The 21,187-nt window shown below is 66.2% G+C and carries 18 protein-coding genes; 12 read left to right on the top strand and 6 right to left on the bottom strand.

What is annotated here, in order from left to right; all coding sequences use genetic code 11:
* The first annotated feature begins 17 nt into the window (after positions 1-17).
* The 7 genes from BLQ85_RS21965 (at position 18) to BLQ85_RS21935 (ending at position 9,509) form a co-directional block, all read left to right on the top strand.
* Positions 18-1,556 carry a sugar ABC transporter ATP-binding protein gene (locus BLQ85_RS21965; protein ID WP_074580097.1) on the top strand — a complete coding sequence of 513 codons (1,539 nt, stop codon included), beginning with the start codon at positions 18-20 and terminating at the stop codon, positions 1,554-1,556.
* Positions 1,549-2,592 (top strand): ABC transporter permease, encoded by a 1,044-nt coding sequence (locus BLQ85_RS21960; RefSeq protein ID WP_074580096.1) that lies wholly within the window; start codon positions 1,549-1,551, stop codon positions 2,590-2,592. Before BLQ85_RS21965 ends, BLQ85_RS21960 begins: the two co-directional genes overlap by 8 nt.
* Positions 2,589-3,623 carry a galactofuranose ABC transporter, permease protein YjfF gene (gene yjfF, locus BLQ85_RS21955; protein ID WP_074580095.1) on the top strand — a complete coding sequence of 345 codons (1,035 nt, stop codon included), beginning with the start codon at positions 2,589-2,591 and terminating at the stop codon, positions 3,621-3,623. The genes BLQ85_RS21960 and yjfF overlap by 4 nt, the downstream gene beginning before the upstream one ends.
* A gap of 19 nt (positions 3,624-3,642) precedes the next feature.
* Positions 3,643-5,379 carry an IlvD/Edd family dehydratase gene (locus tag BLQ85_RS21950; protein WP_074580094.1) on the top strand — a complete coding sequence of 579 codons (1,737 nt, stop codon included), beginning with the start codon at positions 3,643-3,645 and terminating at the stop codon, positions 5,377-5,379.
* A gap of 54 nt (positions 5,380-5,433) precedes the next feature.
* A complete protein-coding gene (locus tag BLQ85_RS21945; protein WP_074580093.1) occupies positions 5,434-6,363 on the top strand; it encodes a dihydrodipicolinate synthase family protein in 930 nt (309 codons plus the stop codon).
* A gap of 148 nt (positions 6,364-6,511) precedes the next feature.
* Positions 6,512-7,219, top strand: a complete 708-nt coding sequence (locus BLQ85_RS21940; RefSeq protein WP_074580092.1) for a haloacid dehalogenase type II — start codon at positions 6,512-6,514, stop codon at positions 7,217-7,219.
* A 49-nt stretch (positions 7,220-7,268) separates the two neighbouring features.
* The gene (locus BLQ85_RS21935) at positions 7,269-9,509 is read left to right on the top strand and encodes a malate synthase G (RefSeq protein WP_074580091.1); all 2,241 of its coding nucleotides are present in this window, start codon (positions 7,269-7,271) and stop codon (positions 9,507-9,509) included.
* Here BLQ85_RS21935 and BLQ85_RS21930 read toward each other — a convergent pair.
* Entirely contained in the window at positions 9,506-10,057 is a 552-nt protein-coding gene (locus BLQ85_RS21930) for a hypothetical protein (RefSeq protein WP_074580090.1), read from the bottom strand. The genes BLQ85_RS21935 and BLQ85_RS21930 overlap by 4 nt on opposite strands.
* A gap of 324 nt (positions 10,058-10,381) precedes the next feature.
* On the opposite strand from BLQ85_RS21930, the gene BLQ85_RS21925 reads away from it, so the two are divergent.
* Positions 10,382-12,943, top strand: a complete 2,562-nt coding sequence (locus tag BLQ85_RS21925; protein ID WP_074580089.1) for a DUF1631 family protein — start codon at positions 10,382-10,384, stop codon at positions 12,941-12,943.
* A gap of 115 nt (positions 12,944-13,058) precedes the next feature.
* Positions 13,059-13,496, top strand: a complete 438-nt coding sequence (locus tag BLQ85_RS21920; RefSeq protein WP_074580088.1) for an OsmC family protein — start codon at positions 13,059-13,061, stop codon at positions 13,494-13,496.
* Between the two features lie 16 nt (positions 13,497-13,512).
* Here the strand turns inward: BLQ85_RS21920 and BLQ85_RS21915 are convergent, their stop codons facing one another.
* Both BLQ85_RS21915 and BLQ85_RS21910 read right to left on the bottom strand, forming a co-directional pair.
* Positions 13,513-13,848 carry a hypothetical protein gene (locus BLQ85_RS21915; protein WP_007872774.1) on the bottom strand — a complete coding sequence of 112 codons (336 nt, stop codon included), beginning with the start codon at positions 13,846-13,848 and terminating at the stop codon, positions 13,513-13,515.
* Between the two features lie 41 nt (positions 13,849-13,889).
* On the bottom strand, positions 13,890-15,254 hold the full coding sequence (locus BLQ85_RS21910) for a zinc-binding metallopeptidase family protein (RefSeq protein ID WP_074580087.1): 1,365 nt from the start codon (positions 15,252-15,254) through the stop codon (positions 13,890-13,892).
* 216 nt (positions 15,255-15,470) lie between these two features.
* Here BLQ85_RS21910 and BLQ85_RS21905 point away from each other — a divergent pair, with 216 nt between their 5' ends.
* From BLQ85_RS21905 to BLQ85_RS21895, 3 genes are read left to right on the top strand one after another with little or no spacing between them, the layout of a single operon-like run.
* Positions 15,471-15,662, top strand: a complete 192-nt coding sequence (locus BLQ85_RS21905; protein ID WP_007872778.1) for a 4-oxalocrotonate tautomerase — start codon at positions 15,471-15,473, stop codon at positions 15,660-15,662.
* A gap of 15 nt (positions 15,663-15,677) precedes the next feature.
* Positions 15,678-17,156, top strand: a complete 1,479-nt coding sequence (locus BLQ85_RS21900; RefSeq protein WP_074580086.1) for an MFS transporter — start codon at positions 15,678-15,680, stop codon at positions 17,154-17,156.
* Between the two features lie 2 nt (positions 17,157-17,158).
* A complete protein-coding gene (locus BLQ85_RS21895; protein ID WP_074580085.1) occupies positions 17,159-17,953 on the top strand; it encodes a class II glutamine amidotransferase in 795 nt (264 codons plus the stop codon).
* A 12-nt stretch (positions 17,954-17,965) separates the two neighbouring features.
* Here BLQ85_RS21895 and BLQ85_RS21890 read toward each other — a convergent pair whose 3' ends face one another.
* From BLQ85_RS21890 to BLQ85_RS21880, 3 genes are read right to left on the bottom strand one after another with little or no spacing between them, the layout of a single operon-like run.
* On the bottom strand, positions 17,966-18,598 hold the full coding sequence (locus BLQ85_RS21890; RefSeq protein ID WP_217631840.1) for a histidine phosphatase family protein: 633 nt from the start codon (positions 18,596-18,598) through the stop codon (positions 17,966-17,968).
* Positions 18,599-18,650: 52 nt separating this feature from the next.
* On the bottom strand, positions 18,651-19,607 hold the full coding sequence (gshB, locus tag BLQ85_RS21885; protein ID WP_074580084.1) for a glutathione synthase: 957 nt from the start codon (positions 19,605-19,607) through the stop codon (positions 18,651-18,653).
* A complete protein-coding gene (locus tag BLQ85_RS21880) occupies positions 19,604-20,851 on the bottom strand; it encodes a benzoate/H(+) symporter BenE family transporter (RefSeq protein ID WP_074580083.1) in 1,248 nt (415 codons plus the stop codon). The genes gshB and BLQ85_RS21880 overlap by 4 nt, the downstream gene beginning before the upstream one ends.
* Between the last annotated feature and the right edge of the window lie 336 nt (positions 20,852-21,187).

The raw sequence follows: 21,187 nt of genomic DNA, 5'->3' as shown, positions 1-21,187 counted from the left end.
GGCGCCAAGCTTGCCCCATGACCCCGGCCGATACCCTCACCGACGTCGCTCCCGTGCTGGAGCTCTCGGGCATCCACAAGCAGTTTGCCGGCATTGATGCGCTGCGCGACGTGCGCTTGCGCCTGTATCCCGGTGAGATCCATGCCCTGATGGGGCAAAACGGCGCGGGCAAGTCCACGCTCATCAAGGTCCTGACCGGCGTGCTTGAAGCCAGCGGTGGCCAGATGCGCCTGGCCGGCCAGGCGGTGTGGCCGGCGTCTCCCCTGGCCGCGCAGCGCCTGGGCATCAGTACGGTCTACCAGGAAGTCAATCTCTGCCCCAACCTCTCCGTGGCGGAAAACATTTTCGCCGGCCGCTATCCGCGGCGCGGCTTTGCGCAGGGATACGGCATCGCCTGGGCCGAGCTGAACCGACGCGCCCGCGAACTCGTCGCGCGCGTCGGCCTGGACATCGACGTCACGCGCCTCTTGTCCAGCTTCCCGGTCGCGGTGCAGCAGCTGGTGGCCATCGCGCGCGCCATCAGCATCGAGGCCAAGGTGCTGATCCTCGACGAGCCCACTTCCAGCCTCGACGACGACGAAGTGCAAAAACTCTTTGAGGTCTTGCGCCGCCTGCGCGGCGAGGGCCTGGCCATTGTTTTTGTGACCCATTTCCTGAACCAGGTCTATGCGGTGTCCGACCGCATCACGGTGCTGCGCAACGGCGGCTGGGTCGGGGAGTGGCGGGCCAGCGAGCTGGGGCCGCAGGCATTGATCGCGGCCATGCTGGGCCGGGAGCTGGCCGCGCAATCCGCAAGCGCCCCGGCAAGTTCCGCGTTTGATGACGCGCAGCCGGCGCTCTTGCAAGCAGAAGGCCTGGGCCAAAGCGGCCAGTTGCAGCCCGTGGACCTGCGCGTGCGTGCCGGCGAGGTGCTGGGCCTTGCCGGCTTGCTGGGCGCCGGCCGCACGGAGCTGGCGCGCCTGCTGTTCGGCCTGGAGGCGCCGGACCGTGGGGTGCTCAGGATCGACGGCGAGACAGTGGCTTTTTCCAGCCCCGCCGACGCGATCCGCCATGGCCTGGCCCTGTGCCCCGAGGAGCGCAAGACCGATGGCATTGTGGCCGAGCTGTCGCTGCGCGAAAACATCGCGCTGGCGCTGCAAGCCCGCATGGGCATGCGCCGGTTTTTGTCGCGGGCCGAGCAGACCGCGCTGGCCGAACGTTTTGTCCAGGCCATGGGCATCAAGACCGCGAGTGTGGACACGCCCATAGGCTTGCTGTCGGGCGGCAACCAGCAAAAAGCCATGATCGCGCGCTGGCTCGCGACCGAGCCGCGCCTCTTGATCCTCGACGAGCCGACGCGCGGCATCGACGTGGCCGCCAAGCAGGAAATCATGGAGCAGATCCTGCGCCTGGCGCAGGCCGGCATGGCCGTGATCTTTATCTCCTCCGAAATGAGCGAGGTGGTTCGCGTGGCGCACCGCATCGTGGTGTTGCGCGACCGTCGCAAGGTGGGCGAGCTGCCGGCGGGCAGCAGCGAAGACGCCGTCTATGAACTGATCGCCGCTGAACATGTCTGAAAAGAAAACCCCACTGAGCGTCATGCGGCACCGGCTGGCTTGGCCGCTGCTCACACTGTTCCTGCTGTTGGTGGTGAACACGGTGTTCAATGCCAGCTTTCTGCACGTCGAGTGGCGCGACGGCCATCTCTACGGCAGCCTCATCGACATCCTCAACCGGGCCGCGCCGCTGGTGCTGGTGTCGCTGGGCATGACCATGGTGATCGCCACCCGCGGCATCGACATTTCCGTGGGGGCCGTGGTGGCCATCGCCGCCGCGCTGGCCGCCTGGATGATTGGCGGCTCGGTGTCGGCGGGCGTGAGCCGCTTCCCGATGCCGCTGGCGATTCTTGCGGCGCTGGGCATCGCGCTGCTGTGCGGGCTGTGGAACGGGCTGCTGGTCGCCAGGGTGGGCATGCAGCCCATCATCGCCACGCTGATCCTCATGGTGGCGGGCCGCGGCATCGCGCAGCTCATCACCGGCGGGCAGATCATCACCATTTATTACGCGCCGTTTTTCTTCCTGGGCAGCGGCTACCTGCTGGGCCTGCCTTTCTCGCTGTTTATCGTGGTGGCGGTGTTTGCCCTGCTGTACCTGGCAGTGACGCGCACCGCCCTCGGGCTGTTCATCCAGGCCGTGGGCATCAACCCGACCGCGGCGCGCGTCGCCGGTGTGCAGGCGCGGCGCCTGATCGTCGCGGCCTACGCTTTTTGCGGCCTGTGCGCGGGCATTGCGGGCCTGCTGATCAGCTCCAACGTCAAAAGCGCCGACGGGAACAATGCGGGCCAGCTGCTCGAGCTTGACGCCATCCTGGCGGTCACGCTGGGCGGCACCGCGCTCACCGGCGGGCGCTTCAGCCTGGTGGGCAGCGTGATAGGCGCGCTGATCATCCAGACCCTGACCTATGCCATTTATTCGCTGGGCGTGCCGCCCGAGATCAACCTGGTGGTCAAGGCCGTCGTGGTGTTTGTCGTGATGCTGCTGCAGTCGCCGGAGTTTCGGGCCGAGATCGCCATCTGGGTACGGCGGCCGGCCCTGCGGGGGATGCGGCCATGAGCGCGACGCTGAAAGCACCCGGCGCAAAAGCCGCGGCCCGGCCGCCGCTGCCGGCCGCAGCGGCTTCGCGCTTTAACCCCAAATACCTACCGCTGGCGGCCACCATTTCGCTGTTTGTCGCCATGGCGAGCCTGGGCTCGGTGCTCTACACCGGCTTTTTTTCCGCGCAGGTCTTCCTCAACCTGCTGGTGGACAACGCCTTCCTGGTCATCGTCGCCGTGGGCATGACTTTTGTCATTCTTTCGGGCGGCATAGACCTGTCCGTGGGTTCCGTGGTGGCGCTGACCACCATGGTGTCGGCCGCGCTGGTGGAGCACCACGGCTGGAGCCCGGCGGCGGTGATCCCGCTGGTACTGCTCATGGGCACGGCCTTCGGCGCCTTCATGGGGTTTTTGATCGAGCGTTTTCGCCTGCAGCCCTTTATCGTGACGCTGGCCGGAATGTTTCTGGCGCGCGGCCTGTGCTACCTGATCAGCGTCGACTCCATCAGCATCACCAACGAGTTTTATTCGGAGGTCTCGCAGCTGCGCATTCCCCTGTGGGAAGACGCCTCGCTGTCGATCAGCGCCCTGATCGCAGCCCTGGTGCTGCTGGCGGCGGTGTTCATCGCGCACTGCACGCCTTTCGGCCGCACCGTCTATGCCGTCGGCGGCAATGAGCAGTCCGCGTTGCTGATGGGCTTGCCGGTGCGCCGTACGCTGGTGGGGGTCTACACGCTTTCCGGTTTTTGCTCGGCGCTGGCCGGCGTGGTTTTCACCTTCTACATGCTGTCGGGCTACGGGCTGCACGCCACCGGCCTTGAGCTGGATGCCATCGCTGCCGTGGTCATCGGCGGCACCCTGCTCAGCGGCGGCGTGGGTTATGTGGCCGGCACCCTGTTCGGCGTGTTGATGCTGGGCATCATCCAGACCCTGATTTCTTTCGACGGCAGCCTGAGTTCCTGGTGGACGCGCATTGTCGTCGGCGTCCTGCTGTTTGTTTTTTGCCTGCTGCAACGGCTGCTGGTGAAGCGCACATCCACCTCTTCCTGAAACGACCCCACACCACCCCATGACAAGTACCAAGAAAAAATTGCGTTCCACCGAATGGTTCGGCTCGGCCGACAAAAACGGCTTTATGTACCGCAGCTGGATGAAGAACCAGGGCATTCCCGACCATGAGTTCGACGGCCGGCCCATCATCGGAATCTGCAACACCTGGTCGGAACTCACGCCCTGCAATGCGCACTTTCGCAAGATCGCCGAGCATGTCAAGCGCGGCATTTCGGAGGCGGGCGGCTTTCCGGTGGAGTTCCCGGTGTTCTCCAACGGCGAGTCCAACCTGCGGCCCACCGCCATGCTCACGCGCAACCTGGCCAGCATGGATGTGGAAGAAGCGATTCGCGGCAACCCGATTGATGCCGTGGTGCTGCTCACCGGCTGCGACAAGACCACGCCCGCATTGCTGATGGGCGCGGCGAGCTGCGACATCCCGGCCATTGTGGTGACCGGCGGGCCCATGCTCAACGGCAAGCTTGAAGGCAAAAACATAGGCTCCGGCACGGCCGTGTGGCAGTTGCACGAGTCGCTGAAGGCGGGCGAAATCCAGCTGCACCAGTTCCTGGCGGCCGAAGGCGGCATGTCGCGCTCCGCCGGCACCTGCAACACCATGGGCACGGCCTCCACCATGGCCTGCATGGCCGAGGCGCTGGGCACTTCCCTGCCGCACAACGCGGCGATTCCCGCGGTCGATGCGCGCCGCTATGTGCTGGCGCAGATGTCGGGCGCGCGTGCCGTCGAGATGGCGCGCGAAGGGCTGACACTGTCGAAAATTCTCACGCGCGAAGCTTTCGAAAATGCGATCCGCGTCAACGCCGCCATAGGCGGCTCCACCAACGCGGTGATCCACCTCAAGGCCATCGCCGGCCGCATCGGCGTGCAGCTGGACCTGGAAGACTGGACGCGCATAGGCCGCAACACGCCCACCCTGGTCGACCTGCAGCCCTCCGGCCGTTTCCTGATGGAAGAGTTCTACTACGCCGGCGGCCTGCCCGCGGTGTTGCGCCGCCTGGGGGAGAACGGCCTGCTGCCGCATCCCAATGCGCTCACCGTCAACGGCCGGGCTATATGGGACAACGTGCGCGAGGCCCCGCAGTACAACGACGAGGTGATTCGCCCGCTGGACAATCCCTTGATCGCCGACGGCGGCATTTGCATACTGCGCGGCAACCTGGCGCCGCGCGGCGCGGTGCTCAAACCTTCCGCGGCCTCACCGGAGCTGCTCAAGCACCGCGGCCGTGCGGTCGTGTTCGAGAACCTGGAGCACTACAAGGAGCGCATCGTCGACGAGAACCTCGACATTGACGCCAGCTGTGTCATGGTCATGAAAAACTGCGGCCCCAAGGGCTACCCCGGCATGGCCGAGGTCGGCAACATGGGCCTGCCGCCCAAGCTGCTGCGCCAGGGCGTCAAGGACATGGTGCGCATCTCCGACGCGCGCATGAGCGGCACCGCCTACGGCACCGTGGTGCTGCATGTGGCGCCCGAGGCCGCGGCCGGCGGGCCGCTGGCCGCCGTGCGCGACGGCGACTGGATAGAGCTCGACTGCGAGCAGGGCCGCCTGCACCTGGACATCAGCGATGCCGAACTCGCCGAACGCCTCGCGGCGCTGCAGGGCAAGGCCGCCGCGGGCATGCGCGGCGGCTACCAGCGCCTGTACGTCGACCACGTGCTGCAAGCCGACGAGGGCTGCGATTTCGATTTCCTGGTCGGCTGCCGCGGCTCCGAAGTTCCCCGCCATTCCCACTAGGCACCCGGTCTGCGAACCCGTGAAGCTTCCTACCAACTCAGATTCCCTACCTCTATGACCACGCCCCGCCAGCCGCGCTACCGCGGCATCTTCCCCGTCGCCCCCACCACCTTCACCGAAACCGGCGAGCTGGACCTTGAGAGCCAAAAGCGCTGCGTCGACTTCATGATCGACGCCGGCTCCGACGGCATCTGCATCCTGGCCAACTTTTCCGAGCAGTTCGTGTTGTCGGACGAAGAGCGTGAAACCCTGACCCGCACCGTCCTCGAACATGTAGCCGGGCGCGTGCCGGTGATCGTGACCACCACCCACTTCGGCACCAAGATCTGCGCCGAACGCAGCCGCCGCGCGCAGGACATGGGCGCCGCCATGTTGATGGTCATGCCGCCCTACCACGGCGCGACCTTTCGCGTCAGCGAGCCGCAGATCTACGAGTTTTATGCGCGCCTGTCGGATGCGGTGAACATCCCCATCATGATCCAGGATGCGCCCGCCAGCGGCACTGTGCTGTCGGCCTGCTTCCTCGCGCGCATGGCCCGCGAGATTGAACATGTCGCCTATTTCAAGATCGAGACGGCCGGCGCGGCGTCCAAGCTGCGCGAGCTGATCCGCCTGGGCGGCCGCGCCGTGGAGGGTCCGTGGGACGGCGAGGAGGCCATCACCCTGCTGCCCGACCTTGACGCGGGCGCGACCGGCTCCATGACCGGCGGCGGCTACCCCGACGGCATTCGCCCCATCATCGAGGCGCACCGCGCCGGCGACCACGAAAAGGCCTATGCCCTTTACCAGCAGTGGCTGCCCTTGATCAATTTCGAGAATCGCCAGGCGGGCCTGCTGGCCGCCAAGGCCTTGATGAAGGAAGGCGGCGTGATCGCCTGCGAGGCGCCGCGCCATCCTTTCCCAGCCATGCATCCGGATACGCGCGCCGGGCTGCTGGCCACCGCCAGGCGGCTGGATCCGTTGGTGTTGCGCTGGGGTCGCTAGGCCGCCGGGGCTGCCTGGGCGCGGGCCCTGGCCTGCGCCGTCCCTACCAGCCAATGGCCTGTTTGCGAAATTACGTCCGTAAATGTCATGGATAAAGCGATTTCGCGTTAATTAATCATGGTCCTTGTATCAAATACAGTAGAGGGCCATGGAAAAGCCCCGTTCCCACCCGCCTGCCGCGCTACGCGCGGTGCTGTTCGACGCCTACGGCACGCTGTTCGACGTCTACAGCGTGGGCCTGCTGGCCGAGCAGCTGTTCCCCGGAAAAGGCGAAGCGCTGGGCGTGCTCTGGCGCGACAAGCAGATTGAATACACACGGCTGGTGACCACCAGCAACGGCGGCGCGCACTACCAGCCGTTCTGGGAGCTCACGCGCGCCGGCCTGCGTTATGCCTGCAAGCGCCTGGGCCTGGAGCTGGGGCCGGGCCAGGAAGAGCAGCTCATGAACCAGTACCGCCACCTGTCGGCTTTCCCGGAAAACCGGGAAGTGCTGCAGGCGCTGAAGGCGCGCGGTGTGGTCACCGGCATCCTGTCCAACGGCGACCCGTCCATGCTGGGCGTGGCCGTGCGCTCCGCCGGTCTGGAGGGCCTGCTGGACCACGTGATCAGCGTGGACGGCATCCGCAAATACAAGACCGCTCCCGAGGCCTATGCGCTGGGGCTTGAGGCCACCGGGCTGGAGGCCAGGCAGATTGCCTTTGTGAGCTGCAACGGCTGGGACGCGCTGGCCGCCACCTGGTACGGCTATCGCACGCTGTGGGTCAACCGCTACCAGCTGCCGTTTGAAGAACTGGGCACGCAGCCCGTGTACACCGGCAGCAGCCTGCGCGATGTGCTGGCGTTGCCTTTCCACTGACATCCGTTTTACGTTTTATTCTTGGCTTATTGAAAAAAGGGACAACACCATGAGCACCAGCACCGCCAGCAACACCGCGCGCACCCCCAGCTACCGCCTGCAGGTCGCGACGGAGCTTTACCGCTTCATCGAGGACCATGTGCTGCCCGGCACTGGCGTGGCCAGCAGCGCGTTCTGGAAAGGCTTTGACGGCATCGTCGCCGACCTGGCCCCGAAAAACATCGCCCTGCTGGCCGAGCGCGACCGCCTTCAGGCCGAACTCGACACCTGGCACAAGGCCAACCCCGGCCCCATCGCCGACATGGCGGCTTACCGCGGCTTCCTGGAAAAGATCGGCTACCTGGTGCCGCAGCCCAAAAAAGTCGGCATCACGACGGCCAAGGTGGACGACGAGCTGGCCCTGCAGGCCGGCCCCCAGCTTGTGGTGCCCATCCTGAACGCGCGCTACGCGCTCAACGCCGCCAACGCGCGCTGGGGCAGCCTCTATGACGCGCTCTACGGCACCGATGTGATCGCCGAAACCGACGGCGCCGAAAAAGGCAAGGGCTACAACCCGGTGCGCGGCGCCAAGGTGATTGAATACGCGCGTTACGTGCTGGACCGCACCGCGCCGCTGAAAAAAGGCTCCCACATCGACTCGACCGGCTACGCGGTCAGGGGCGGCGAGCTGGTCGTCACGCTCAAGGACGGCAAAAAGGGCACAAAAACCACCGTGCTGCAGGACGCCGCCCAGTTCATCGGCTACCAGGGCGAGGCCTCGGCGCCCTCGTCGGTGCTGCTGCAGCACAACGGCCTGCACCTGGACATCCGCATGGACCGCGACACGCCCATAGGCCGCACGGACGCGGCCGGCGTGAGCGACCTGGTTGTCGAAGCGGCGCTGTCGACCATCCTGGACCTGGAAGATTCGGTCGCCGTGGTCGACGCCCAGGACAAGGTGCTGGCCTACCGCAACTGGCTGGGCATTTTGCAGGGCACGCTGACCGAAAGCGTGACCAAGGACGGCAAGACTTTCACCCGCGGCCTGAACCCGGACCGCGAATACACCTCGCCCAAGGGCCAGCCCGTCACCCTGCACGGCCGCTCGCTGATGTTCGTGCGCAATGTCGGCCACCTGATGACCAACCCGGCGGTGCTGTACACGGGCGCGGACGGCGCCACCCGCGAAATCCCCGAAGGCATCCTGGACGCCGTGGTCACGACCACGATCGCTATCCACGACCTCAAGCGCAAGGGCAAGCCCGGCATCAAGAATTCGCGCAAAGGCTCGGTCTACATCGTCAAGCCCAAGATGCACGGCCCGGCCGAGGTCGCGTTTGCCGCCGAACTTTTCAGCCGCGTTGAAAAAATGCTGGGCCTGCCGGCCAGCACCGTCAAGCTCGGCATCATGGACGAAGAGCGCCGCACCAGCGTCAACCTCAAGGCCTGCATCGCCGCCGCTTCCAGCCGGGTGGCCTTCATCAACACCGGCTTCCTGGACCGCACCGGCGACGAGATGCATACCGCCATGCATGCAGGCCCCATGATCCGCAAGGGCGACATGAAGACCAGCGCCTGGATCGCGGCCTATGAGAAAAACAACGTGCTGGTGGGCCTGTCCTGCGGCCTGCGCGGCAAGGCGCAGATCGGCAAGGGCATGTGGGCCATGCCCGACCTCATGAAGGCCATGATGGAGCAGAAGATCGCCCACCCCAAAGCCGGCGCCAACACCGCCTGGGTGCCCAGCCCCACGGGCGCCACGCTGCACGCGCTGCACTACCACCAGGTCAAGGTCGGCAAGGTGCAAAGAGAGCTGGAGAGGGTGGACGTCAACAAGGAGCGCGACGCGCTGCTCAACGGCTTGTTGCAAATCCCCGTGACACGCACGCCGGCCTGGAGCGCTGAAGCCAAACAGCAGGAGCTGGACAACAACGCCCAGGGCATCCTCGGTTATGTGGTGCGCTGGATAGACCAGGGCGTGGGCTGCTCCAAGGTGCCCGACATCCACAACGTGGGCCTGATGGAAGACCGCGCCACGCTGCGCATTTCAAGCCAGCACATGGCCAACTGGCTGCTGCACGGCGTGGTGAGCAAGGCGCAGGTGACGGAAACCTTTGAACGCATGGCCGCCGTGGTCGATAGGCAGAACGCCGGCGACCCGCTGTACCAACCCATGGCCGGGCACTTTGAGACCTCGGCGGCCTACAAGGCAGCCTGCGACCTGGTCTTCAAGGGCCTGGTGCAGCCCAGCGGCTACACCGAGCCCTTGCTGCACGCCTGGCGGCTCAAGGTGAAGGCCGGGACAGCTTAAAGCTCGCCCGCATCCACCAACTGCCGCTGGCGGATGACAACGCGCAGGCTGGGATGGCCCGGCCTGCCCGAGCGGAACAGCATCACGTCGGCATCCGCGCCGGCCCACGACGCACTGTCGGCCATGGCGCCCGGCGCGGCGCCGAAGGCGGCCAGTTCCGGGCCCAGCTTTGCGCGCAGCGCCTGCAGCAAGGCCGCCTGGGCTTTGGCCAGCGCTTCTTCGGCGCCCGGGCCGGAGTCGGGGTTGAGCAGCACCAAGTCCATCTGCGCGAGCTTCTGGTGCGCGAAAAACAGGGTCTGCTCGAAATGGGCGCCCTCGCAGAGCGCGTCGGGCACACGCAGCGAGCCCAGCGCGCCCGAAGGCAAACGGCGCGGGGACCGCACCGGCTGGGCGCCGGGCAGGGCGGCGGCGACCTGGTCGGGGCTCATGCCCAGCAAGGCGGTGTTCTCCAGCACGGTGTGGGACCAGGCGCTGGCGCATAGCCAGAGCGCACCGGCCGCCAGCCAGGGAAGCCGGAAACCGGCGAAAACAGGCCCAAATGACGCCAAAACAGGCTCCGTGGAGGTTCAGGGCCGCTGCGGCGCTGAAAGTGTTGCGCCGAACCGACCTTTACAAAGAAGCGCCGATCTTACAAAAAACCCTCCTCCAGCCGTGCGTTCGGGGGATTTAAGCGGCAGCTTGCGCCGAGTTGCCCCAAGAGCGCGGCACAAATCGTATGTGTACAGGAGAAACCAAATGAAACACTTTGCAAGCATCTCAAAGGAAACACGGTTGGCCTTTACCCTAGACATCTGTCTGGCCCCCGGCACGTATGGTTGCAAGCTGGCTGGCTGAGCGCTCTCACTTTTTATTTCCGGAAATCCTGGCTCCAGATGGCTTCGCAACCTGACGTTCTTCAATCCTGTCTCCAGTCGGCAGCCACAGCGGCGCGGTCTGCCCTGGAAAAGTGCGTGGAAGATGCCGTGGCGGGCCTGCAGGTGGCCGAAACCCAAAGCGGCAAGGTGGCCGAACGCGACGAACTGGCCACGGCCTGGCGCGAGCTGCTCAAAAACAAGGCCGCCTGGAGCGTGCAATACCCCGCCGACCTGCTGGTCCGTTTCAAGGCCAATGTGGCCGCCGCGGCCCAGGCGGCGCGAGCCCCCGAGGCTTCAAGCGAGCAACTGGCCGCTTCGGCCGCGGCCTCGTCCAGCGCCTTCGCCGCCCTGAACCATGCGAGCTTCTCGCTGGTCGACGACCACGACGTCTCCAAGGCGATTGAGTCCTCCCGGCTGCTCCAGCAGGTGTTGCCGGCCGTCGACCACGTCCTGGCCGAACTCAACAAACTGATCAGCACGGTGCAGGGCCTGCCCAATGTGAGGCCGGAACTCAACCCGCTGCGTCCCGAAGTCTTTGCGCAAACCCTGCGCGAAATGGCGCTGGCGAGCAAGGCCGAGCCGGCGGTGGTCTCGCTGTGGCTCAAGTACATGGCCGACCCGTTGGGCCGTGAGCTCAAGCGGCTTTATGAACGGCTGGTGAACCAGCTCGAACTCGCCAACGTCCAGGGCGCCAGCTACCGTGTGCTGCCCACGCCGGCCAGCGTGGGCCGCGGACGCGGGCGCGGCGGCAACGGCTCCAGCCCCGTTGGCCCCGGCGGCGCTGTCGAAGGTGACGCAAACGGCGGTGGTGGCGAAGTCGGCTTTGGCGAGGGCGGCGGCCAGCCCGCGCCGCAATACGCCGACCTGTCCAACTACGAAATCCGGGACGAGTTGTTCCAGGACTTTTTGTTCAACGGCGGCAGCAATGCCCATCACGGCCTGGCGCCTTCTTATTACGAGACCGTTGAAGAGGAGCTCGCCGCCCTCCACGCCACGCCCGACTCCGGTCCCGCGCCGCTGGCCGAGTCACGCCCCGGCTACATGTCTGACTATGAGGGCATGCCGGCCGTGGACCGGCCGCAGCGCCTGGTTGATGAGCGCAGCCAGCTCAGCTCGCAGGTCTGGGGCTCGTATGCCAAACCCCGGGAGCGCGCCATCGTGCGCACCCAGCTCAAGAAGGAAGCCCGCCAGGTCGGCCAGGTGCTGGGCCTGGAGGTGGTGCGCAAGCTGGTCAACCAGGTGGCGCAGGACCCGCGCCTCCTGGTGCCGGTGCGCGAGGCTATCGTGGCGCTGGAGCCTTCGCTGCTGCGCCTGGCCATGGTGGACCCGCGCTTTTTCAGCGACGAAGGCCATGCCGGGCGCCGCGTCATGGAGCGGGTGGCGCAGCGCAGCTTCAAGTACAACGACGAATTCAGCCCCGAGTTCCTGGCCTTTTTCGAGCCGGTTACCCACGCCTTCAACGAGCTCAACAGCCAGGCGATTGAAGATGCCCAGCCCTTCGGCATGGCGCTGGCCAAACTTGAGTACGGCTGGGACGAACAGGACCAGCTCGAGGCGGAAAACCGCAACAACGTGTTGCAGGCCCTGCGTTTCGCCGAAGAGCGCCAGACGCAGGCCGACCAGATTGCCTTTGAATTCAGCACGCGCTCCGACCTGGACAAGGTGCCCGGCCTGGTGCTGGATTTCCTGTTCGGCCCCTGGGCGCTGGCCATGGCCCACGCCAAGCTCGTCGACACGCGCAACCAGATAGACCCCATGGGCTTCGGCTCGGTGGTGCCTGACCTGCTCTGGAGCGTCAAGCGGGAAGTGACCCTCAAGCGGCCGGCCAAGCTGATCGAGATGATCCCCAGCCTGCTGGCCAAGCTGCACGAAGGGCTGGAATTGCTGGGGCAGGATCCGCGCGAGAGCGAGCCCTTTTTTGAAGGCCTGATGAAGCTGCACCGGCCGGTGCTCAAGTTGCGCCGCCTCAAAAGCCAGCGCGACGCCGAAGAGTCGGGCGCCATGCCGCTGGAGCCCGAGGAGCTGCCGGCCACGCCCGAGCAGCGACTGGCCAAGGCGGCCGCCCACCCCTGGCTGGCGCGCGACGAACTCGATGCCGCCGGCTTTGAAGACACGCTGCCGACGGCACCGGGCGAGCTTATGCCGCTGGAAGAAGAGCATGAACATCCTGCTGCTGCCGCCGCACAGGCTGCGCAGTCCGTTGCGGAAGAGGAGGTTGACTCCTCCCACGCCGAGCTGCTCGCCGAGCAGGAAGCTTCGCCCAACGCCGTGCCGGCGCTGGCCCAGGGCGATGCCGAGCGCCTGTTGATGAGCTTGCGGGCCGGCCACTGGGTCGACCTGTACTCGCGCCGCCGCTGGCTGCGCGCCCAGCTGATCTGGGCCAGCACCAAGGGCACGCTGTTCATGTTCGTGAGCCACGGCGGCCAGCCGCACTCCATGACCAAACGCAGCTGCGAACGGCTGCTGCGGGAACGCCTGCTCAGGCCGGTGGACAGCCAGGGCGTGGTGGCGCAGGCACTGGACGCGGTGGCCTCGGAAGTCGTTTCGCCGGCCACCCAGGCCGAGCCTGAAACCGCATAACACCCCGGCCCCCTTGTAGGCAGCATGCGGCGCGCCGCACGCGGTGCTGTCCGACATCCCTGCTCGTCGCCGGCGCGCACATTGGTGAATTCGCTTTCACCTCTAAGGGGCTTCCATGATTGAAAAAAACGCTTCCGTTCACTGGGAAGGCGCCGGCAAAAAAGGCCAGGGCCGCATCAGCACCGACACCGGCGCGCTCAAGAGTTATCCCTATGGCTTCGGCAGCCGGTTCGAGGATGACCGCAGCGGCACCAACCCGGAAGAGTTGCTGGGTGCGGCCCATGCGGCCTGTTTCACCATGGCGTTTTCCTTTGCCTGCGACAAGGCCGGTTTTGCCACCGCCTCGGTCGATACCCGCGCCAAGGTTCGCCTCGTGCCGCAAGGCGACGGCTTTCTGATCGACCGCATCGCGCTGACGCTGGAGGCCGCCGTCCCGGGGATTGCCGAGGCGAAATTTCAGGAAATCGCCGAGGGTGCCAAGAAAGCCTGCCCGCTGTCCAAGGCCCTGGCCAGCGTGCCGGAAATCACCCTGGCGGCCACCTTGCGCCAGTAGCCGGCGTTCAAGCCTGTCAGGCCTGCCAGACCCCGTAGCCCGCTTCGCGCAGGCCTATGCCCAGTTCGACCTCCATCTCGCGCGCCGCATCGTAGGGCATGGGGTTGTACATCTCGTAAAGCCGGGGCAGCAGGCGCACACCGAAATCGCGCGCGAAGCGGTTGGACTGTATGCCGGCCTTGTGCTTGTCAAAGCGCACGTCGGGGTCCAGCCCGGTCATGCCCACATAGACAAAAGGTTTGCCCAGCTGGTAGTCCGGGTTGGCGCGGCGAAAGCGCGGCACGTCCCAGACCTCGGGCGCGAGCTCGATCACATAGACGCTGTAGTGATGGCTTTTGGGGCGGCGCGGCATGGCGCCACCACTGTAGCGCACGCGCTGCGCTGACCGCGCATTCACCCCGCCGGCTGCCCTTGCGGCGCTTCTTGTGCCTGCTCCTGTCCTTGCGCTTGGGCCGCCTGGCTTGCCTCCTGCTCGTTTGCCTCCTGCCCGTGCCAGCTGCCCGAGGTCACCAGCAGGTGAATGAACTGCAGCTTGCCCACCGCGTCCAGGGGCAGCACAAAAGGATAAAAGTCGGGCTGGCCCATGCTGCGCGACATCTCGTTGAGCATGGTGGTCAGCCGGGTCCAGTGGTTGATGAAGGCCAGGAACTGCGCCGCATCCGGGTGCTCCGGCTGGTACAGCGCATCCAGCGTGAAGGGCGTGAACTCGAGGTCGAAGCGGTCCACGCTCAGGCCGAAGCTCAGCGCGGTGTCGATGGCGTCGCGCATGTGCATGTAGTGCGCCCAGCATTCGGCCCAGTCTTCCCAGGGGTGGGTGCTGGCATAGGCACTCACGAAATGCAGCGGCCAGTCGGAGGGCGGGCCTTCATCGTAGTTGCGCTGCAGGGCGGCCGCGTAGTCCAGCGTCTCGTCGCCGAAGAGCTGGTGAAAGCCCTCCAGCCAGGGCGTGCCGGCCACCAGCCGGTCCCAGTAGTAGTGGCCTACCTCGTGGCGCAAGTGGCCCAGCAGGGTGCGGTAGGGCTCGCGCATGGCCTTGCGCACCGCCTCGCGCTTGGCGTCGTCGGCCTCGTCGATATTGAGCGTGATCAGGCCGGTGTTGTGCCCGGTCATGATGTGTGGCCCATTGACCGGTGAACGCAGGAAATCGAACATCAGGCCGCGTTCGGGGTCCTCGCTCATGCGCGAGGCCACCGGCAGCCCCAGCAGGATCAGCGAGGACACCAGCCGCCGCTTGGCCAGCTCTATGCGCCCCCAGAGGTAGCCATTGTCGGGCTGTTCCGGGTTCGTCAAGTCGGGAATCGTGCGGTTCAGCCGGCAGGCCCGGCACATGTCCGCGGGGTCGTGCCAGGCCACAAGCCAGTTGCAGGAGGCAGGGGTGGAGAGGTTGAGGCAGCGCTTGTAGGTTGGCACAGCGTCGTCATCGCCGGCTTCGCCATCCGGTTCGGCGGACGGTGCCGGCGCGGCGCTGGGCGCGGACTCCTGGCCGGGAATTTCATCCAGCGAGGGAGGCTGAGTATCGTCGGGCGGCGGCGTAGCCGGCGCGGCGCCTGCCTGCCACTCGCGCCAGCTGCCTTTGTGCGGCCCAGGCATCAGGGGCAGCAGCAGGCCGCGCTCGCAGTCATAGCCCAGCGGCGTGTTGCAGGCCAGGCATTTGCTGTTGCGAAAGAACACCGGCTGCCCGCATTGGCAGCGGTAGTTGCGGCCCGCCAGCAGGGGCAGGGGCGGCTCGGTGGAGTTGGACGGGTTGGTGAAGAACAAGTGCTTGCCTGGATGAGGCTTGCGGAGAGCGCGCGCGAGCGCCCGGCAGGCCGGAACAAGCAGTGTCCCATGGATTGCCGCGCGGGCCTGCGGCGGCACCACCCGTCAGCCTGTCAGCGCAGGCCGACAAAACCGCCCGCGGCGCTTGCTTTTATCATCGGGTATTCACACGCCCCGCGGCAATCCCGCCGCAGGCACTTCATTCCAGAGGAAACCATGCCCACTTACCACGTCGAAATGATGGAAGGCCGCACCATCGAGCAGAAGAAAAAGCTCGTTGAGGCCATCACCCGCGTCAGCGTTGAAATCCTGGGCGGCCAGCCCGAGTCGGTGGACATCCTGATCACCGACGTCAAGCGCGAGAACTGGGCCACCGGCGGCAAGCTCTGGTCCGAACCCAGGGACTAAAGGCCAGGCCGGCGCATGTCCGCTTCCCTCGCCGGCCTGCAGGCGCGCCACGGCCCGCGTTACCGCTGGCTGCTCCTGCTGTCGGTCATGATAGGCACGATGGCTTCCATCATGTCGTCGACCATCGTCAACGTGGCGATCCCCGACATGAGCCAGCACTTCACGCTGGGGCAGGAGCGCGCGCAATGGGTCAGCTCGGGCTTTATGGTGGCCATGACGGTCTCCATGCTGACCACGCCCTGGCTGCTGGCGCGCTACGGCTACCGCCGCACGTACGCGGGCACCATGCTGCTGCTCATGGCCGGCGGTATCGTGGGCGGCCTGTCCAACCATTTCAGCCTGGTGCTGGGCGCGCGCGTGGCCGAGGGCCTGGCGGCCGGCGTGGTGCAGCCGATTCCCGCCATCATCATCATGCGCGCCTTCGGGCCGCATGAGCAGGGCCGCGCCAGCGGCCTCTTCGGCATGGGCGTGGTGCTGGCGCCGGCCGTGGGGCCCAGCATAGGCGGCGTGCTGGTCGACCTGTTCGGCTGGCGCTCGATTTTTTTCATGGTGATCCCGCTGTGCCTCGTCTCGCTGTGGATGGCCTACCGCTATGTGCCCGATACCGCGCCCGGCGGCGTGGCGGCCAACCGCAACACGGCCATGATCGACTGGCGCGGCCTCTTGCTGGGCGCGGTGGGCACGCTGTGCCTGCTCAACGGCATGGTCCAGCTGCATGGCGCGGGCGGCGGCGCTCAGGCTTTTGTGTTGCTCGGCGGCGCGGCGGCCGCGCTCGCGGCTTTTGTCTGGTGGCAGCGCCGCCTTGCCGCAAACGGCGGCGCACCGCTGATGAACCTGGCGCTTTTCGGCTACCGGCCCTTCGCCATGGGCAGCATCGTTGCCTTTATCTACGGCACGGCCCTGTTTGGCTCGACCTACCTGCTGCCGGTCTATTTGCAACTGGGCCTGAAGCTCTCGGCCTCGCATGTGGGCACCATCCTGCTGCCGGCCGGGCTGGTGCTGGCCGCCACGATTGCCGGCGTGGGCCGCCTGGCCGACAAGCACCCGACCTGGCTGCTGGTCAGCACAGGCCTGGCGCTGCTGGCCGCCTCGTTTGCGCTGATGCTCACGGTGAGCCTGGCCTCCGGCCTGTGGATGCTGGTGGCCTGGGCCACGCTGGGCCGCATAGGCCTGGGTTTTATCCTGCCTTCGCTGAACCTCGGCTCGCTGCGGCCGCTGCATGAGCATCTGCTCTCGCAGGGCGCGAGCGCGATCAACTTTTTGCGCATGCTGGGCGGCGCCATCGGCGTGAGCCTGTGCGGCATCGTGCTCGAATGGCGGCTGGCGGCCCATGGTGATTCATTGGCCAATACCAGCAGCAGCCCAGCGCGCCTGGCAGCTTTTAACGAAGCGTTCCTGATGCTGGCCGCCCTGTGCCTGCTGGCCATGGTGGCGGCCTGGCAGCTTCGCTTGCCCGTGAACAGCCTTCCCACCGACCCACAGAAAGCAGGCTGACCATGTGCCAACTCCTGGGCATGAACTGCAACGCCCCTACCGACGTGACTTTCAGTTTTCGCGGTTTCGCGCAGCGCGGCGGCCACACCGACCACCACGCCGACGGCTGGGGCATCGCTTTTTTTGAGGGCGACGACAGCGTGGCCGGCGCCGGCGACAAGGGCCTGCGTCACTTTGTCGACCACCAGCCGGCCAGCAGCTCACCGGTGGCTGAGCTGATCAGCCGCTACCCCATCAAAAGCCGCAACGTGATTTCGCACATCCGCAAGGCCACGCAGGGCCGCGTGGCGCTGGAGAACTGCCACCCCTTTGTGCGCGAGCTCTGGGGCCGCTACTGGGTGTTCGCGCACAACGGCGACCTGAAGGATTTTTCGCCGCGCCTGCACGGCAGCTTCCGGCCCGTGGGCTCCACCGACAGCGAGCGCGCCTTTTGCTGGATCATGCAGGAGATGGCCAAATCGCACGCCGGTGTCCCCAGCGTGCGGGAGCTCAGCATCACGCTGCGCGAACTCGCGGCGCAGATCGCCGGCCACGGCACTTTCAACTTCTTGCTCAGCAACGGCCAGGCGCTGTGGGCGCATGCCTCCACGAACCTGTATTACGTCGAGCGCAAGCACCCCTTTGCCCATGCTACGCTGAGCGATGAAGACGTGAGCGTGAACTTCGCCGAGCACACCCGGCCCACCGACAAGGTGGCCGTGGTCGTCACGGCGCCGCTGACCACGAACGAGCAATGGACGGCCTTCGCGCCGGGCGAGCTCAAGGTGTTTGAGGACGGCGCGTTGTCGGCCGCCTAGCTTTCCAGATTTCTAGGGCTTGGGGCAGGCCGCGGCCTGGCCGTCAAGCTGCTGCTGCTCATGGCGAAAACTCGCCACGGCCTTGCCACCGTCGCGCTGCACGGTCAGCACATAAATGCTGTCGAAGTCGCCGCCCTTCCAGTGCGGCACGGCGCCGGGCTGGCCGCCCATGCCCGCCAGCATGGCCTTGACCATGTCCTCGAGCTTTTTATGCTCCCAGGCGACCAGCACCACCGCGTTCTGGTAGCGCGGCGCCGCCAGCTCCCGCTGCAGCCCCTTGATGTCCTCGAAGCCGAAAGAGGTGTTGATCGGCAAGCCGGCCTGCACGGCCGTGGGCGCGACGGTCAGCAGCGGCCGCACATAGTTGTACAGCTGGCCGCCGTCGGGTTTTTTCTCGTGCGGGTCGGACGCGAACACAAAATCCGGCTTGCCGAATTTCGCCAGCAACACCGCCGGCAGGGCCAGCGCGCGGTTCAGGCCCTGGCAGTTGAGCTGGCCCAGGCCCTGGTCGGGTTTCTCCGCGTGGCGTATGAAGATGATTTTTTGCTCGGCCGCCTGCGCCAGCAGCGGCGGCGCGGTGCAGGCGATCAGGGCGAGCGGGCGCAGCGCGCGGCGCAATGAAGGGAGTTGGCGGGCGGGTTTCATGGCTCAGGCCTCGTGGAAAGTGCCTGCCAGCTTAACCGGCGCGCCGGCGGCGTCAAGCCTTCAGCGCCGCCTCCAGCGCATCGATAAACATGGCCGCCACGTCAAAGCCGGCCTGGTCGTGGATTTCCTGGAAGCAGGTCGGGCTGGTGACGTTGATCTCGGTCACGTAGTCGCCGATCACGTCGACGCCGGCCAGCAGCAGGCCGCGCGCGGCCAGCACCGGGCCCAGCGCCTCGGCGATTTCAAAGTCGCGTTTGGACAGCGGCTGCGCCACGCCCAGGCCGCCGGCCGCCAGGTTGCCGCGCACCTCGCTGCCTTGGGGGATGCGCGCCAGGCTGAAGGGCACGGGCTTGCCGCCTATGACCAGCACGCGCTTGTCGCCCTTGGCGATCTCGGGCAGGAACTTTTGCACCATCACGCTTTGCGCGCCGTCACGGTTCAGCGTTTCGGTGATGCTGCCCAGGTTCAGGCCGTCTTCCTTGACCCGGAAGATGCCCATGCCGCCCATGCCGTCCAGCGGCTTGAGGATGATGTCCTTGTGTTCGGCATGAAAACGTTTGATGTCGGCCGCGCTGCGCGTGACCAGCGTCGGGCCGCTGAATTGCGCGAACTCGAGGATGGCGAGCTTTTCCGGGTGGTCGCGCAGCGCGCGCGGCTTGTTGAAGACCTTGGCGCCCTCGCGCTCGGCCTGCTCCAGCAGGTGGGTGCTGTAGAAATACTCGCTGTCGAAGGGCGGGTCCTTGCGCATCACCACCGCGTCAAAACCGGCGACGGCTTCGCGCGCATCGGGGCGTGACGGGTCCGCCGTGAACCAGGTGTCGGCGTCGCCCGTCAGCCGGATGTGGCGCACCTGGGCCGTGACCTTGGCGCCGGTCTGCCAGTTCATGTCGGCCGGCAGGCAGGCGCTGATGCGGTGGCCGCGCTTTTGCGCCTCGCGCATCATCGCGAAGGTGGTGTCCTTGTAGATCTTGAAGGACTCGAGCGGATCGGCGACAAAAAGAAGGTTCATGGTTTGGAAATGGTTCGGGCGTCCGGCGCCGGGGCGGACAGGGATTCACGGCCTTGCTGGCCGTATTGTTGTACAAACAGCGCCAGCGCGCCCGCGACCACCCCCCAAAAGGCCGAACCCACACCGGCTATTACCACGCCCGACAGGGTGACAAGAAACGTGATAAGCGCGGCCTCGCGGTGCGACTCGTCCTTTACCGCCGCCGCCAGCCCGCTGCCTATGGAGCCCAGCAGCGCCAGTCCCGCGATGGCCACCACCAGCTCCTTGGGGAAGGCCGTGAGCAGGCCGGTGATGGCCGCGCCGAAAATGCCGATCACGATGTACATCGCGCCGCAGGAGACCGCCGCCGTGTAGCGCCTGGCCGGGTCCTCATGCGCTTCCCTGCCCATACAGATAGCCGCGGTGATGGCGCCCAGGTTGAGCGCAAAGGCGCCGAAAGGCGCCAGCACCAGCGTGGCAATGCCGCTCAGCGTGATGACCTTGGAGATCGGGATGCCGCCGTCCGCGCTGTCCGGCCCGTAGCCAGCCGCGTAAATGGCCGCCACCCCCGGCAGGTTTTGCGAGGCCATGGTCACCACAAACAGTGGAATCGCCAGGCTCACGATGGCCGCGAAGCTGAACTTGGGCATCACGAACACCGGCATGGCGAAAGAAAACGCCATTTCCGACCAGGCCAGCTGCCCGCGCGCGGCCACAAACACCACCGCGCCGACCAGCGTCAGCACCACGGCATAACGCGGCAACAGGCGTTTGCCCAGCAGATAGATGGCCAGCATCAGCAGCACCAGTGGTAGCGCCGTCTGCGCCGCCGAAAAAGCCTGGATGCCGAAACGCGCCAGCACGCCGGCCAGCAGCGCCGAGGCAATCGCCACGGGAATCCGGTTCATGGCTTTTTCAAACCAGCCGGTGATGCCGAACAGCGCGATCAGCGCGGCGCTGACCATAAAGGCCGCCACCGCCTCCCCCATCGAAAACCCGCCGGCCAGCCCGGCCGTGGCCAGCACGGCAGCGCCCGGCGTGGACCAGGCCACCATCACCGGCTTTTTGAGCCACAGCGAGGGAATCACCGAGCACAGCCCCATACCCATGCCCAGCGCCCACATCCACGAGGCGATTTCAGCCGGCGTGGCATGGAAGGCCTGCGCGGCCTGGAACACGATGGCAACCGAACTGGTGAAGCCGACCAGCACGGCCACAAAGCCGGCGGTGAAGGCAGAGAGGTTGAGGTCTTTGAAAAATTGCATTTTGGGATTTTGGCAGGGGTTGAGGTGCCGGGTCTTGCTCCGGCTGGGCGCGCTCTCCCCCTTCTCTCCTTCTCCTCTCTTCGTCTTTCTGTTTTCTCTGCTGAGGCTTGCTGGCCGGGGTTGCCCGGCGGCAACTCACTTTTCTTTTGCTTCGCCAAAAGAAAAGTAAGCAAAAGAAAAGGCGACCCTGGTGTCTGCGTCCCTTCGCTTCGCTACGGGCAACCTGCGGTGCTCGGTCCAGCCGGGGTCTGGCTAAACTCGCTGCGCTGCGCTTCGCTCAGACAACGCCAGCCCTGATCCGTCTGGACCTCCGCTCCTCGGCGCATACACAAGGGG

The organism is Polaromonas sp. JS666 (assembly GCF_900103405.1).
Lineage (GTDB): Bacteria > Pseudomonadota > Gammaproteobacteria > Burkholderiales > Burkholderiaceae_C > Polaromonas.
The sequence above is the reverse complement of the archived record's forward strand: the minus strand, read 5'-3'. Positions and strand labels throughout refer to the sequence as shown.